Annotated in this window: 11 protein-coding genes; 6 read left to right on the top strand and 5 right to left on the bottom strand. The window is 51.8% G+C overall.

What is annotated here, in order from left to right:
• Window positions 1-11: 11 nt before the first annotated feature.
• From BJN45_RS08270 to BJN45_RS08255, 4 genes are all read right to left on the bottom strand, one after another.
• Window positions 12-563 carry a penicillin-binding protein activator LpoB gene (locus tag BJN45_RS08270; protein ID WP_076093880.1) on the bottom strand — a complete coding sequence of 184 codons (552 nt, stop codon included), beginning with the start codon at window positions 561-563 and terminating at the stop codon, window positions 12-14.
• 27 nt (window positions 564-590) lie between these two features.
• The gene (locus BJN45_RS08265) at window positions 591-4,412 is read right to left on the bottom strand and encodes a tetratricopeptide repeat protein (protein ID WP_083651067.1); all 3,822 of its coding nucleotides are present in this window, start codon (window positions 4,410-4,412) and stop codon (window positions 591-593) included.
• On the bottom strand, window positions 4,372-7,152 hold the full coding sequence (locus BJN45_RS08260; protein ID WP_076093877.1) for a bifunctional glycoside hydrolase 114/ polysaccharide deacetylase family protein: 2,781 nt from the start codon (window positions 7,150-7,152) through the stop codon (window positions 4,372-4,374). The genes BJN45_RS08265 and BJN45_RS08260 overlap by 41 nt, the downstream gene beginning before the upstream one ends.
• A gap of 200 nt (window positions 7,153-7,352) precedes the next feature.
• Complete coding sequence (locus tag BJN45_RS08255) at window positions 7,353-8,078, bottom strand: class I SAM-dependent methyltransferase (protein WP_076093874.1); 726 nt, start codon at window positions 8,076-8,078, stop codon at window positions 7,353-7,355.
• A gap of 246 nt (window positions 8,079-8,324) precedes the next feature.
• On the opposite strand from BJN45_RS08255, the gene BJN45_RS08250 reads away from it, so the two are divergent.
• Window positions 8,325-9,506, top strand: coding sequence for a nucleotide sugar dehydrogenase (locus tag BJN45_RS08250; protein WP_076093871.1), 1,182 nt, complete (start codon window positions 8,325-8,327; stop codon window positions 9,504-9,506).
• 619 nt (window positions 9,507-10,125) lie between these two features.
• Here BJN45_RS08250 and BJN45_RS08245 read toward each other — a convergent pair.
• Complete coding sequence (locus BJN45_RS08245) at window positions 10,126-10,623, bottom strand: serine O-acetyltransferase (protein WP_076093869.1); 498 nt, start codon at window positions 10,621-10,623, stop codon at window positions 10,126-10,128.
• A 30-nt stretch (window positions 10,624-10,653) separates the two neighbouring features.
• Between BJN45_RS08245 and BJN45_RS08240 the strand changes: the two genes are divergently transcribed.
• Genes BJN45_RS08240 through BJN45_RS08225 form a run of 5 tightly spaced genes read left to right on the top strand, consistent with a single transcriptional unit; the run spans window position 10,654 to window position 15,908 of the window.
• Window positions 10,654-11,943 (top strand): O-antigen ligase family protein, encoded by a 1,290-nt coding sequence (locus tag BJN45_RS08240; protein WP_083651064.1) that lies wholly within the window; start codon window positions 10,654-10,656, stop codon window positions 11,941-11,943.
• On the top strand, window positions 11,915-13,147 hold the full coding sequence (locus tag BJN45_RS08235) for a lipopolysaccharide biosynthesis protein (protein ID WP_083651061.1): 1,233 nt from the start codon (window positions 11,915-11,917) through the stop codon (window positions 13,145-13,147). The genes BJN45_RS08240 and BJN45_RS08235 overlap by 29 nt, the downstream gene beginning before the upstream one ends.
• Before the next feature lie 5 nt (window positions 13,148-13,152).
• A complete protein-coding gene (locus tag BJN45_RS17640) occupies window positions 13,153-13,809 on the top strand; it encodes an acyltransferase (RefSeq protein WP_139326320.1) in 657 nt (218 codons plus the stop codon).
• Window positions 13,769-14,707: a glycosyltransferase gene (locus BJN45_RS08230; protein ID WP_083651058.1), complete on the top strand. Its 939-nt coding sequence runs from the start codon at window positions 13,769-13,771 to the stop codon at window positions 14,705-14,707. The genes BJN45_RS17640 and BJN45_RS08230 overlap by 41 nt, the downstream gene beginning before the upstream one ends.
• On the top strand, window positions 14,658-15,908 hold the full coding sequence (locus tag BJN45_RS08225; protein ID WP_083651051.1) for a glycoside hydrolase family 5 protein: 1,251 nt from the start codon (window positions 14,658-14,660) through the stop codon (window positions 15,906-15,908). The genes BJN45_RS08230 and BJN45_RS08225 overlap by 50 nt, the downstream gene beginning before the upstream one ends.
• Window positions 15,909-15,910 lie beyond the last annotated feature (2 nt).

Raw genomic sequence — 15,910 nt, 5'->3', positions numbered from 1 at the left:
CGGACTCGGTTTCAGCGGGCACCGGCCAAGCCGGTCTTGAGCAGATCGCGGATCAACTGCTGGGCGACGGCGGAAAGCGCCTCGCGGCTCCAGCCACTCTTGCCGCCAGTGCCACTCCACAGCGTCTCGGTACTCTGCACATCGATGATCTGCAAGGTAACGCCAACGGCAGGTTCGCCATCGACGCCGACCTTGTAGCGCCACTCATCGACGCCGCCGGCCAGCGCATAACGAGCGCCCTGCTGGCGGGCCCAGGCCAGCGCCTCATCCTGCAGTTTTTGTTCGTTTGCCTCGAACAGTGCCTCCTGCTGGCTGGCACCCGGGAAGCGTTTGACGCGAGTGAGGCCGCTGGTCCGCAGCAGCGCTTCCGCGATCGATTCCGCGCGCTGTCCGGCGAGCGGTGTCTCCGTGTGATTCGAGAAAGGCAGGACAACCCAGACAGCCTGGCGTTCAAGTTCGGGCGACGTGCCGCGATCAAGCGTCGAGCAAGCGGCGAGGATCATGGCAAGGCTGGCAAGCAGCAGGTTGCGCAGGCGTAGCAGGCGATTTTGGTCAAAGGTCATGGTCGTTCCCTGTCATCGGGTTGGTGGTCAGTAGTGAATGCGGTAAGTCAGGCGCAGGTCGCGGACCGGCGCGTTGGTTTGAGTTCCGGCCTTGCCGAGCCCCCAGCTGAGGGCGAGATGATCAGCGCCGAGGACGCTGCCGGCAAGACCCAGGCGGATGTCGTAGCCGGCACCGAGTTCGCTGTGCCAGGTTCGGGCAATACTGGCGAAGGGGCGGGTAGCGCGGGTGTACTCGCGCTCGTGGCGCACATCGGTGGACACGCGGATGCCGTAGAAACTGAAGTTTTCCGGCAGGTAATAGTCGGCAGCCGGTGGCTCGTTGCCCCCCGGTGAAACAAAGCCGGCCGGGAATATCTGCTCGATCCGGGCATCGCGTGCGCTGAAGCTGCTGTAGTCGCCAACCCGGTTGAATTCATGTTTCGACCAGAAAGCGCTGAACTCGAGATCGCGGGCTTCCTGACGGTAAGTGTGGGCCAGGGTGACGCTGCTGTGGCGGCCATCGCCCAGTCGGGCACCCGTCTGCAGGTAATAGTTTTCGCGCCAGTGTTCGACAAGCACTTGATCCATCCGGGTCGGCCGGTAGCGCAAGCTGAATGATGCACGATCCTTCATGCCGGCAATCCGCAGCGGCTGGCTTTCCTGACTGGGCAGGTCGCTGCCGAGGCCGATGCGCAGTGAAAGCCGGTCGTCGATACGATGTTCATGCTCGATCTGCACCGGCGTATAAGTCGCGAAACTCTCGCGCCGGTCGATGCGGAAGATCGTTTCGCCGTCAGCATGCCGCCAGTTCAGACGGGCGCTGAAGACATCCTCGTCGGGTGCTGCACGGATCACCTCACGATTCCTGACCTCGCGGCGGATGCGTCCCCAGTCGAAATCCAGTGCCAGACGCGGGTTGACCGCAAGATGCCAGGCCGCGGTGCTTTCCGTCTCCACGATCGAATCGAGATTGTTGCTGGCGATGGCGAAACCGCCATGGTCGCTGAAGGCGAGCAGGGTTTCCGTCAATTGCAGGTGGGTCGGGTTATCGTCGGTCTGGTCCGACTGGGCCTCGAACGCAGCGCTCTGGGCCAGACGCAGGTCATCGACGGCACGCGCCGCATTGACCCGGTCGTAGCGTGGCAAACGTTCGTCGAAAGTTTCCAGCAACTGGCCGATGGCCGCCGTATCGCGTTCGGCCAGGGCCACCGTGATTTCAGCCCAGAGCGGACGATTAGCGCGGCTGCTGCGGGTTTTTGCGTACTGATGCCAGAGGAAGGCGCGCTCGGCACCATATTCGGCGTGGTCCTGCAGCCAGCCGATGGCGGTTTCGGCCGCCGCATTGGAAAAACTGTCGCGCTCGCTGCGGTCAAGGCGCAGCATCTCGCGCAGCACGTCGAGACCGGGGTTGCCCGGGCGTTGCGTCAGCATCAGGCGGGTTCGTGCGATCCGCCGGGTCTCGTCGAGACCTTCCTCGCTCAGCCAGCGCTGCCGGGCCTGGCGCAGGCTGTCCTTGCCCCGCACGCTGTCCCATTCCTCCGACAGCAGCAGGCGGCGCAAGCGCCAGGCAAGATCGCCCTGCTGGTTCTGGTCCAGCGCATCGGCGTAGTTCATCATCCACAACAGGTCGTTGCGATGATCGCCGGTGCGCGGTGTCAGGTAGCGTTGCAAGGCAACCTGCGGCAATGACAGTGCCTGATAGCTGGAAGCCAGCGCATCGTGCATCGCCGGGTTTTTCGCCCAGTTGCGCTCGTGGGTGGCGAGTACCTTGCGCAAGGCAGCCGCATCGTTGCCATCGATGAACAACCACAGCAGCGCCTGCTGCAGATCGGCAGCATCCGGCGCGAGCAGCAGGCCAGCCTCGAAATTGCCGCGTGCCAGGGCAAACTGGCCGATATTCTGCTGGTAGGTACCGAGCAGGCGCAGGAAGTCGGGCAGGGCGCGCAACTGCGCCAGCGCATGGCGGGAAGCACCCGGTGCCGTATCGATGCGCTGCAACAGCTTGCCGATATCGGCCCAGCGGTTGCGGCCGGCATAAATGGTCAGCGCCTGGATCAGATAGCGCGGTTCGTCGAATTTCTCCCAGGCATCGGCCGAGACACTCGCTGCATCCAGCGGTGCAGCCTGCACCAGCAGGCGGATCAAGGCATCGAAATCGCCGGCATTGGCCTTGTCAGCATCGATGATGCGGCGGAAGGCGTCGATCGCCTGGTTGTCCTTGGCGTGTAGTTCGGCCAGCTGGCCATTGAGCCGCCAGTATTCAATCTCTTCCTCGCTCGCGGTGCCAGCGCGGGTCTGGGCGCGTTCGAGCCAGACCAGGCTCTCGCTGTGTCGGCCCTGAATCAGCAGCATCACGGCAACGCGCAAGGCCCGTGCCGGCGTCAGCTGTTCCGGTACGGCGAACAGGCGTTCCCAGGTTTCCACCGCCAGGTCGACACGGCCGGCACGCTCTGCCACCTCGGCGAGCATTTCGAGAACCTCGGGAGAAAAGCGCTGCCGGCTCAGACGTTCCAGATAGCTGATTGCCGGCCCCGGCTCACCGAGGCGTTCATGCGCCGCCAGCAACTCGCGCACCAGGCGCAGATCGCCCGGCCGTCGCTCGATCTGATAGTGCAGTGCCGGAATCAGCGCCGCATCATCGAACAGGCCAGGCGCCAGACGCAGCACGCTTTGCCAAGCATCGTCACCATGACCCGCATGGGCCAGCTTCACCCAGTTTTCCAGCGCCACCTGCGGTCGTCCCGTCCATTCCGAAACACGCGCCAGGCGCTCGCGCCAGGCATTGTCATCGGGCATCTGGCGTACCGCCGAACTGGCCACCTGCCAGGCATCCTCAAGCTTGCGGTTTTCCAGAAAAATCTCATAGCCCAACGTATAGATCTTGTCGTCGAAGGCGATACCCGGGCCTTTTTGCGGCGCCTGCTGCGAAACCGCCCGGAAACTGCCGTCGCCCCAGGCGCGGGCAATCTCCAGTCTCTGCCACTGGCGCATCAGGGCCAGCCTCAACAACAGACGGACATAGCGGTCGGCGATATCAGGGCGCCCGGCAGCGCGAGCCAGGCGGGTCAGCAGCAGCAGGGTTTCCTGATCATCGACGAGGGCACCGAGGTCGCGTTTGCCAACTTCGATCGCCTCCTGCATCAGGTTGCCCGACTGCAGCGTACGCAACGCCGTATGGAAGTAACGCTTGGCCAGGAGCGGGTCGGAACTGCTGTTGCGCGCCAGCAGATAAAGCTCGGCGCTGCCCGAATAATCACCATTGGCCAGCGCCTTGACGGCAGCGTGCTCATAAAGCCTGACCGCCTCGGCCGGATTGTCGATACGCTGGCCCACCGACTTGAACAGGCGGGCACCGAGTACAGGCTGCTCCAGCAGGTAGGCCTTGCTGGCCAGTTCGATCTGCTGCTCGACCGTCAGTGGCGCATCGGCGAGCTTCTCGATCTGACTCAGCAACTCGGCCAGCAAGGCGCGCCGTGCCGGACTGTCGCCAGCCGGCAGGAGGCGATAATCCTGCGCATTCAGTTCCCAGAGCACCCATTCGGCCTGTTGGTGGATTTCCCGGTCGGTCGTGTCCAGTGCAGGCTGCAAGGTCGCCCGCGCCTCCATCGTCTTGCCGATTTCCGCTTGCCGGCGGGCGAGCAGCAAACGCAGCCTGGGGTTGTCCGGATCGCTGCGCAGCAAGTTGGCGAGGTAGCTGGCCGACAGCGCGGTATCGGGCGTTTCCGCCAGGCGACGTTCGAGGTCGGTGCGCGGGTAGAGCAGGAACAGCGCAACGCCGACGATCGCAGCCAGCAGCGCGATCAGCCACAGCGGCGCGAGCAGCGGACGCTCAGCGGGATGCGCAGTCGAGGCGAATCTGTGCAGTGGCATGGGAAGTTCTGAACGCCTGGATCGTCAATGCGTTACTGATACGGGTCGTTTTAACCGGAGAAAGCAGGCGGCCGTCAGCACGGACCTGGCACGCCTGGCTGTTGGCAAGGCTGAATTCGAGCGGCACATGCCCGCGCAAGGTGAAACTGCGTGGCGCATCCTGCCAGCTGGTAACACGGGCATTGGCTTCGTACAGATAGGGGCGGGCAGTCTGGTCGTTACCAGCAGCGAACCAGGCCGCAGGGCCGGTGAGGTGGATGTACTGCCCCTCCTGGTCAGGGCAATAACCGGCGACGCCGGCCGCATCCTGCAAGCGTGGTGGCAGACCGGCCCAGCGCAGCGTGCGCAGTTCGCCGTTGCCGTTGATCCGCCAGCCGCCGTTATCGCGGGCAATGGCGATATCGTGGAAATCGCGCACCTTGCGCATGTATTCCGACGCGAAAACCGGGTGTAGAGGCTGTGCCATCGCCCAGGCGAAAGCCTTGTGCACAGCGCTGAGCCCGGCCCGCTTGCTGGCGGAATAGGTGTGGTAATAAATATCCACCGGCTTCAGGCGGCGCGGCGCACCGGTCATTTCGAACGACTCGATGACCCGCTCGAAGCCATAGTAAGGACCGCGCCACAGATTGGTGTAGATGTTCTCGTTGGTGATCGGCGCGTAAACCTGCAGAAAACCTTCCTTTTCGATGCCAAAGGCGCCGACAGCGGTCAGGCTCGGATTCTGCCGGGTAATCGACGTGTCACCGCCGTTCATGTTGAGCAAGCCAGCATTTTCGGCGATGCGCAGAGCCCTGGCATCCGGCGCGGTATCACCGGACCAGAGCAGGATGTTCACCGGTTTTCCTGCCGGCGCCAGGCGTTTGCGGATGTACTCGGTCGAACCGACGATTTCCCGCTGCGGATCGAAGGTATAACCCGGCACATTGAGATGGTAATTGCCCTCAAGGCGGTTCTCGTTGCCGGTCAGCCCGCTGACGCCGGTATCCCAGATGAACGGATGGGCGTAGGTATGGCTGGCGATCTCCACATGCGGCAAGCGGAAAATCCGCCGTGCGATATCTTCAAGCGCCGGGCTCAGTTTCGGGAACAGCCCGTGCGGTGCCACTTCCGCCTCGATCACCGAAACCGTCGTAGGAATCCGGTACTTCTCCAGAATTTCGCTCAGCATCACCTGGGCCGCGATCGGGCTGCCCGGCAGCTCCGCCAGCGATGGAAAACCGTCGCCATCGACATGCGAGAAAAACAGGCGGCGCCCGTTCTCCGTCGTCACATCGGGCACCGGAATTGCCGGCAGGCGTAGCGCCGCCTGCAGGAAAGCGAACGGATCGACAACCCAGCGTGCCTGATCGGTACCGGGAATCTCCACCAAAGCGAACGGGTCGAGGATGAAACCGCCCCACGGCAGGATGGCACCACCCAGATAGCGCTGACGGCTATCGTCCTGGAGTTCAAGCAGGACATCCGCGCTGGCGGTGCCCAGCTGGAAAACCGGCAGGTCGCTGCGATTCGGCAGCGGTGCACTCTCGAAACCCATCATTGCATGCTGTTTGCTGATGCTCAGCGGAACTCGCGCCGGCGCAAGCGGCGTGCGCAAGCCGAGGCGGGCAGCAAACGCCCGATCCGGCGCAAAGCCCGGGTCACCGATGATGGCCAGCGGGAATTTGCGCTCGACCAGGCCGCTCAGCCAGCCCGCCAGCGCCCGCTGCCGGCCGGCCGGAATGCTCCCGGAAAACCACGTCACCACGCCGGCATGGCGATCACCGAACACCGTCTCCGGCAGTTCACCGGTGACATCCACATAATCGACAACATAACCCATGTGGTTCAGCGGCATCTGCAGGAAACGGTGGGCATTGGCGTAATTCAGCGCCGGCGACTCGTCGCCGTTATAGACCACCAGCACCCGGCGCGGCACCACTTCGATACTGCCGATGCCGATGCTGTCCAGGCCACCATCGGCAACCCACGGCGTGAAACCAAGCGCCGTGATCCGGGCCGCAGTCTCGCGAGCCAGCTGGCGGTCGTGCGGTGGAGTGTAATCGATCGCCAGAATCTCGATGCCATCGCGCTGGCGGATGGTGTTCAACTGGCCGAGCAGCCATTCACGGTCGCCGGCGGGAACCTCCACGTAACGCCGCTGGCCGGCATTCCAGCCACGAAACAGCGATTCGGCAGCCACCATGCGGATCTTGTCGCGCACCGCCGGCACGATCTCGAAACCACGGTTGAGAATCAACTGGATGCCCGGATAGCGCCGGTGCAAGGTCTCGATAACCCGGATCAGCCCCTGTTGCTGTGCCTTCTCGTCGAACTGGCGGGCCAGCCGGTAAGAGTCGAGCGTATCGAGAAAGAAACCCCGGTAGCCATGCGCCCACAACGGGCCGACAACCTGCTCGGCAAAGAAATCAGGCCAGGCAGCCGGCGTCTGGTCGATGACTTCCGAATCCCAATCCTGATTGCGGGCAAGCTTCCAGTCAGCCGGAATATTCCGGTAATAGGCACGGTCGCGCTGAACCTCGGCGACCGATACGTAGGCATACAACTCCCCCCCGAGCTTGCGCTGGGCGACGGGATCGTGCGGATGGTCAGGCTCGACGACAACGATGTCGAAGTTCCGGAATTCCTTGAGCGGGATGCCCGTGCCGTAATACAGCGCGACCGCAGTTGCGTGTGCAAGAAGGGGCGCAACGAGCAGGCAGAAGGGGCCCAGGAAACGGTAAAAGAATTTAGTGAGGCTCATAAGGCCCCAGAATTTAATCGCTAGCCTGCAATCTGCCTACGGATTTCTTGTGTATTTTTGTGCGGTGCGCAAACCGCCAACCCCTGTATTGGCGGCCTGTAACACTGTTTCGACCCGCGCGCGGCCCTCGAATGCATGGCTCGGATGGTCAAGGTCGCGTCATTGCGGGCGCAGCGAAGCAACCCATGGATCGCCCCGGCCTACGGCCTTGCGATGCCGGATCCCTTCACCAGCAAATCCACCCGCTGCGGCGTGTGGAAGGTAGCGCCTTCCGGGGTCATGAAGGAATCGAACTTCTCGCGCACTGCCGCGTACAGTTCCGGCGACAGGCTGTGGTCGGTGTGGGTGACCTGGATCATGCGCGTATCGAACTGATCGAAATTTTCAAAGTAACTGCGCGTATTGAAGAACAACTGCTGCTTCAGCAACAACGGGCCACGTGCCACAGCGCGCTGGATTGCCGCAAAAGCTGCCTCGCGCACGATCTTTTCATCATGGAACAGACGAAACACCTCGTTCAGGTTGCCCGCATAAACCGGCTCCGAAATCCACGCCAGGCCACCCGGCTTCAATACCCGGGCGATTTCCGCCAAAGCCGCATCCATCAATTCCACCGGTACATGATGCAGCGACTTGAACATCAGCACGATATCCACGCTCGCATCCGCCGCCGGAATCGCCTCCGCGCCGCCATGCGCAAACACCACGTTTGGCAAGTCGGTGAGCTGCTGGTTCTTGGCGTGCTGGATCGAATCCACCTCCAGTGCCACAATCTCCCGGATCCGCCCGGACTCCGCCAGGGTACGGGTCTTCTCGGCACGGCCGCAACCCAACTCAAACACCCGTGCGCCATCGAAGGGCAGGGTGTCCAGCATCAGTTTCACTTCGTTGACCAACATATCCTGGCCCGGATTGGCAATTTGCATGGTTCTGGATGGTTTTCAAGGAAGCCGCAATATTAACAGACGATGATTTACTGTCATCCCTGGCCCTACCCCTCACGGCTGCTATCACTAAGTGCATACCCCCATATGCCTCCGTGCTGCACTGCAAAATATTTCTTTATCATCATCCAAAGCAATGGCAGAATCGGGCAGCCGGATGCATGTGCAAGCCGTTTTCATGGCTTTGCCCATGGTCGAATCGCCACAATCAAACCAAGATCCAAACCCATGAAAATCGCCATCGCCGGAACCGGTTACGTCGGTCTCTCCAACGCCATCCTTCTCGCCCAACACAATGAAGTCGTAGCGCTCGACATCGTTGCCGAGAAGGTGGACATGATCAACCGCAAGCAGTCGCCGATTGTCGACACCGAGATCGAAGACTATCTCGCCAACCAACCGCTCAAGCTTCGCGCCACGCTCGACAAGCACGAAGCCTTTGTCGGCGCCGACTACATCATCATCGCCACGCCCACCGACTACGACCCCGAAACCAACTACTTCAACACCGGTTCGGTCGAAGCCGTGATCCGCGACGTACTCGCGATCAACCCGGAAGCCACGATGGTGATCAAATCCACTGTCCCGGTCGGCTATACGCAAAAAGTACGCGAAGCGTTTTCGCTGGCGCAGGGGCGGCCGGTCAACATCATCTTCTCCCCTGAGTTCCTCCGCGAGGGCAGGGCGCTCTACGACAACCTCCACCCCTCCCGCATCATCGTCGGCGAACGCAGCGCACGGGCCGAGACCTTTGCCAAGCTCCTCCATCAAGGCGCCATCAAGCAGGACATCAAGGTGTTGTTCACCGACAGCACCGAAGCCGAAGCCGTAAAGCTCTTCTCCAACACCTATCTGGCCATGCGTGTTGCCTTCTTCAACGAGCTCGACACCTACGCCGCCACGCACGGCCTCGACACCCGCCAGATCATCGACGGCGTCTGCCTCGACCCCCGCATCGGCAATCACTACAACAACCCGTCGTTTGGTTACGGTGGTTACTGCCTGCCCAAGGATACCAAGCAACTGCTTGCCAATTACCGCCAGGTGCCGCAGAACCTGATCAACGCCATCGTCGAAGCCAATACCACCCGCAAGGACTTCATTGCCTTCGACATCATCAAGAGAAACCCCAAGGTTGTCGGTGTCTATCGACTGGTGATGAAAGCCGGCTCGGACAACTTCCGCGCCTCCAGCATCCAGGGAATCATGAAGCGGCTGAAAGGCAAGGGCATCGAAGTCATCATCTACGAACCCAACCTGCCCGAAGAAGAATTCTTCCGCTCCAGAGTCATCAACGACCTGGCCGCGTTCAAGCAGGAAGCCGACATCATCATCGCCAACCGCATGACCGATGACATCCGCGACGTGGAAGCCAAAGTCTACAGTCGTGACCTTTTTGGTGGTGATTGAAGCTTGATCTGACAGATTCAGCCAAATACTTGAAAAAACGCATCTTTAGGATGCGTTTTTACCATGTTGCCCGCGTTTTAAAGTGAATTTGTCATATTCACTATGACTTTACGCATAGCTTCATATGCACGCATGCTGCACTGCAAAATATTTCTTTATCATCGTCCGGGTGAGTGGCAGAATCTAGCCAGATGCTGACTAATTCGACATGGTCGTCATTGCGAGCGAAGCGCGGCAATCCAGTGCTTGATCAAGCAAAAATTCCTGGATCAGCACCTCGTTTCGCTCTGCCCGATGTCGACAAATCAGTACTTTCCTAGCAGTCGACCGCAATAAATAGCGCGATTTGAGCGAGATGGGCGGCGATGCTTCGACTAACCAACGATTTTGACGACATGGCCCAACAAGCAAAAATTTATGTAGTTTGAAAGCGATGCTCTACAGGAGCAACCTAGTGGTCAATCGCATCAAAATCATCAACTAGTAGGAGTTTGGCGAGAGGATTTTAGCCAAAACGAATCGTCTTTATTGATGAACTGTCGATAATATTAACCAAAAATAATTATTCGGTTGGAGTGTAAATTAATAATTCAATTAGTCGTGCCGTTAAGGTTGCCATTTAATTCTCTAATTTTTTTAAAACTGCAGGAACTCCAACAGCTAAATGATTAGCTGGAACATTTGTTAAGACAACGGCATTTGCGCCGATGGTTACATCATCGCCGATAGTAATTCTACCAAGTATTTTTGCACCAGCACCGATGTTGACTCGATTGCCGATTATTGGAGCTCCAGTTGGGTCGTCAAGATTTTTATTTCCGATTGTTACTCCTTGTCTAATTATTACGTCATCGCCGATAATAGTATTATTGTGAATAATTATCCCGCCAAAATGCTCGATGATTAGTCGCTGCCCAATTTTTGCGTGTGCGCCGATATATATCCCGAAAAATATTTCGGAAATCTTTGAAAGAATTCGATGAATAATGGCAATGGGGTAACGAAATATCTTCGATCTAAATTTGTTTCTGGTTTGTCCAAATCGATATATTTGTAGCGACCAGAAACCTTGAGAAATTATTCCTTCTCTATAATTGCGTAAGTCATTGAAAAACATCTTGGTTCTCTGCGAATATAAGGTTGGTCTATGATAGCTTTTTTTGATAAGAAAGAAAAAAGTTTTTTTAATACAATTGCCCCGGTTATTCTAATTCTTGTTATGCTGGGTTATGTCTTCATTATACATCCAGTCACAACATACACCGATAGTGCAGTAGTTCCTGAATTAGATATAAATGCGGAAGTTGCTGAGGGTTCTGCTTCAAACAAAGCTTTTTGGGTTGGGTTGTTGATTTTAAATATTGTATCTTTGTATTTTGGAAGAAAAAAAATAGAAAAAATAAAAATAAACCCATCTGTTTACTTTTGTTTTGCTTATCTTGGGTTGGCGCTAATTAGTATTTTGTGGAGTGATGTTCCAAGTATATCAATGCGTCGATATATACAGCAACTAATATTGTTTGGTTCGATTGCTGTTCCGATTATATTGGTTTTCGACAAAATAAAACTGCTGTGGTTTGTTAGTGTATTTTTTGCTATTGTTGTTTTGATCAATACTCTTACTATATTGCAAGGCGGATTCACTGAATTGGGTTTTGCCGGAATATATCGACAAAAAAATGAAATGGGCCAAGTCTCAGCTTTGTGCTTTTATTTTATGATTTATGGATTCTCAGTGTCACTAGGCTTCAAAAGACAAATTTATGCGCTGCTGGCTATTGCATCGATAGCTTTGTGTGTCCTGAGCAATTCAAAAACAGCAATTGCATTAATGCTGATGGTTCCAGTAATTAGCTATTTTTTTGTTTATGTCTGGAAGAAGGCTTGGGGAATAAGGCAGTATGCAGCAGTTTGCATTATTGTTGTCGTGTTTTTTTGCTTGATCATGATTTTTGACGTCACAGTAAAAGGGGTATCGCTTTTTATATACGGGGACGATACATTTACGGGGCGTACAAATATTTGGGACTTTGCATTTTATTATATTAATAATAGTTTTTGGTTTGGGCATGGCTATGGGTCATTTTGGGGAGTTGGTGATAATTCGGAGTCGCTTGGCGAAGGGTTTATATCCGGTTTGATTCAAGCGCACAATGGGTACATAGATGTACTGCTTGAACTAGGCTTTGTGGGGTTGATGATATTTTTTATTTTAATAATAATATTTTTTGTGAATATACAGTCATCCAAAGTAATAGATAGGTCTAGTAGGTTTTTGTTTTTGAATTTGCTGATATTCTTTTTGCTAAATAACTTAATGGAGTCAAGTATATTCAGAAGCTTTGTCACTATGTGGGTTGTCTTCTTAATCGCACTATGTTTTTCCGGTATTGATAAAGGTATGTCAAATGGCAGGGTGGAAAAAATTAAGTTCTGATGCTGTATGGCATACTGCGGATTTGTATTTTCAAGTGTTTATACAAGCTGCCTATCTGATAGTTCTTTCCAGAGCACTGGGGCCAGTAGAATTTGGGGTTTTTTCTAGTGTTGCGGCTATCTCGATAATAATATCAACGTTTGTTGGCATTGGATGTGATCAATTGCTCATACGAAATTATGTTGAGGGTAAATCAAGTGTTTTGGATGGCTATGGAACTGGGCTGGGTTCCATTGCTTCGACATTTCCAATCGCTCTGTTGATCGGCTTCATTTCATGCTCTATTCTTAATGTAAAGCTAGAGCCTATATATATTGGGATGGTTCTAATATCGGATTTGCTTTTCACAAAAATCGTTTTTTTATCTTCCTCTTGTTATTGGGCCATAAATCATCCAGTAGGAAAAATAAAAATTAATTTGATAGCTACTTCTACCAAGATGGCATTCTTACTAGGAGCGTTTTTTCTGCTCGGCGACTTTGGTGTTAAGGAGTGGATCCCATTATATTTTATATCGATACTGATTGGTTCCCTCGTTTCGATTGGTTTGGTAATTAGCGAGTTTGGTAGGCCAAAAGTAAAGTTTTCATGGATGTCAATTAAGAGTGGTGTGGCATTTTGCCTAGAAATATCATCGTTAGCTGTATTTAAGGATATTGATAAGCCGTTGGTGGTTAAATTTTTAGGCCCCGAAATTGGCGGTATTTACACTGCAGGATTTCGTGTCGTAGATGCTGCCACAACTCCAATCCGAGGATTGTTAAATGCCGTCTACACAAAATATTTTAAGGCTGGCGATATAAATAAAGAGGATCTCGTTTTCCTCAAGTCGATGTATATGATTAATATCATTGCCGCGTTTGTAATTGGGTTAGGTATATATTTATTTTCTCCCGTGGTTGAGAATATATTTGGTGATAGATATCATGGGATTGATGAAATAGTTAAAGCTTTTGCGCTGTTTCCATTTTTTCTCGCTGTTATGGCTGTTTCTGCTGATGGTCTTCGGCTTGTTGGACTCCATAATGGGCGCGTGCTAATTTTGATTGTTAGCGCAGCTGTATTTCCAATACTATTGAGCGGGTTCTTGATAAATCATGATGTTCACTACGCTATCTGGATAAGATATGGAATACAGTTTATTGCCTGCGTAATTTCAATATACATTATAAGCAAGCATTTTAGACTTAACAAAATTCGGTGAGTTCTATGAAAAAAATTAGTTTTTTTGTTGCGGTTATTATTGCAATAGCACCATTTTCAGCTATAAGAAAGTTGCTTTACAAAATTATATTCGGATATTCATTTGGGGCGAATGTTCAATTGGGTTACCTAAATGTGATTCATGTACCAAAATTTGTTGTTGGATCAAACTCAAAATTTGCTTCATTTAATTTATTTAAGGGACCTTTTACGGTTTCTATTGGGGATGGAGTAAGAATTGGACGAGGCAATATTTTTACTGCCGCCTGGAGTATCTTAAATGACAAATTTAAGAATAAAAATTACAAGAGAGAGTTACAGTTATGCGATGATGTTTTGGTATTAGATTCACATTTCTTTGATGTGTATGGAAAGATATATATTGGAAAAGGAACTTGGATCGCTGGACGGGGGACTCAGATGTGGACACATGGTGTGAGCGTTATGGACCGAGATATAACTATTGGCTCTTACAACTACATAGGCTCGGCAGTTAGAGTTTCACCTGGTACTACTTTGGGTGATAGCAATATCGTTGCGCTGGGAAGTGTTTTAGTTCGAGGCGAAAGCATAAGTCGACATCTTATTTCTGGATGCCCCGCAAAACCTATTAAAATACTTGATGACGACAGTAAATATAAATTCTCATTTATGGACTGGTGATATGGGAGATCTTATTTCTATCTGCATAGCGAGCATCGGACGAAGAACATTAGTAGACACTATTTGCTCAGTCGATAAATCTGCCGCTAAATATGGCTTTAATATTGAATATATCATTGCTGATGACAGTCCAAATAAGGCTGTAACAACTCTTTTAAGCCAAGCAATGATGGTGAGAGAGAATATTAAAATTATTGATGTCGCATCACGCAATATTTCAATTGCAAGGAATGCCTGTTTGAAGAATTCCAGTGGAAAATATTTGGCATTTATTGACGATGACGAAATCGCTGATATTAATTGGCTAGGTACTTTGCACTCGGCGTTGACTTCAAATAATGTGGATGGTGTTTTTGGGGCAATTCTTCCGATTCATGATCCAGCTATTCCACAATGGATAGTAAAGTCGTCGCCATTTTTAAAATTTTTTAAAAATAATAATGCACGAGTTGAAACAGGGGGCACAGGTAATCTTCTGATGAAATCGCAGATTGTTAAGGAGACTGGCCTATCTTTCAACCAAGACTTTGGTAGAACAGGTGGAGAGGATACCTTGTTCTTCTATGAACTAAATAAAGCCGGCTATATATTTATATGCGAAAATAAATCAATCGTTAATGAGCATGTGACCCCTGATCGAGTTGTTCTCAGCAAGCTATTCAAGCGCTACTGCAGAGGGGGACAAACCTATGCTTATATAAATAATAAAGGTCACGGTCCCATTAGGCGCGCAAAAGAATTTGTTAATGGTTTGATTAAATTGATTGTTTCTTCAATATTTTTCGTGCTTGTTTTCCCGGTTAATAAATCAACTGGACTTGTATGGTATTTGAAGATGGCGGCGAATTATGGAAAAATTAAATATTTTGCTGGTGCTAAGATGGATGTTCTTTATTAGCATTGCTTGTTCTGAATTTTCTAGAGATTTAATTGCAAGTGAGTTAGATAAAAATTTTAACATTTCACGCGGCATAAATTTGTCGCGAATTTTTGCCTATCCAGATAAAAACGGTTCTCTTTATAAGTGGCCGCCATTTTTTAATGAGAAAAATCTTCGGTTTTCAGATGCCGAAATTGTTAAATTAAAAGACGTTGGGTTTGACTTTGTACGGCTGTCGGTCGATCCTGGGCCATATATTTATTTTGATCGCTACGACGATATTTTATACTCAGAACTATTTGATTTTATTAACAGGCTTCGGCGACACGGTTTTGTTGTCATCGTAGATTCGCATCCCGCTACATATAGCTCAAACTGGAAATCAAATGATATTTTATGGAATGAAATAAAATTTAAAAGCTACTTGCACTATTTGAGTAAGATTGCCTCCCGGATATCGGATATGGACGAAGGAGGAGTTATTTTACAATTGATGAATGAGCCACAAGGTGAGTGTTCTGCTTCGCTAATAGAGAATGATTGGCGGATAAAACAAAAGATTTTATTTGATGAGCTAAGAAAAAAATGGAGCAATCTACCAATTGCTGTTAGCGGAACTTGTTGGTCATCCATCGATGGTCTTTTGTTATTAGACCCAAGAGATTTTGATAAAAACACATTTTACGATTTTCATTTTTACGACCCGTATGTTTTTACCCATCAATCAATTATTTGGACAAAAAGTCCGATTTCAGGAATATTTGGGTTGAGCTATCCCTATAATCATGGAAACAAAAAATCTACGCTTGATTCGTCGAGATTTGAGTTTGAAAATAACGAACGCTCGAGAATCGGACAGATAAGTCCTTTGAGTTTTACAGAAATTGAGTCTGTTGTAGATAAATATTATTTAATTGATAAGCCAGAATTGTCATATATAAATAGTAGATTTAAAAAAATTTCCGATTGGTCAATTCGTTATTCTGTTCCGAAAAGAAATATCATTTTGGGCGAATTTGGTGCTGTGAAAACTACCTACACTATTGCAGATGGCAGTAGGAGACGCTGGCTCTACGATGTGAGAACAGTTGCGGAAAAAAATCATATTGCATGGGCGCTTTGGGATTATGGATATCTTTTTGGCTTGCTTCAAGCGGAACAGGGAAAAGAATATGATATGGATACCTTGATCTCCTTGGGTTTAATTAGTAAGGATTAGTT

This window comes from Azonexus hydrophilus (assembly GCF_001956855.1).
Taxonomy (GTDB): domain Bacteria; phylum Pseudomonadota; class Gammaproteobacteria; order Burkholderiales; family Rhodocyclaceae; genus Azonexus; species Azonexus hydrophilus_A.
Note: the sequence above shows the minus strand (reverse complement) of the source record. Positions and strands in the feature narration are given on the sequence as shown.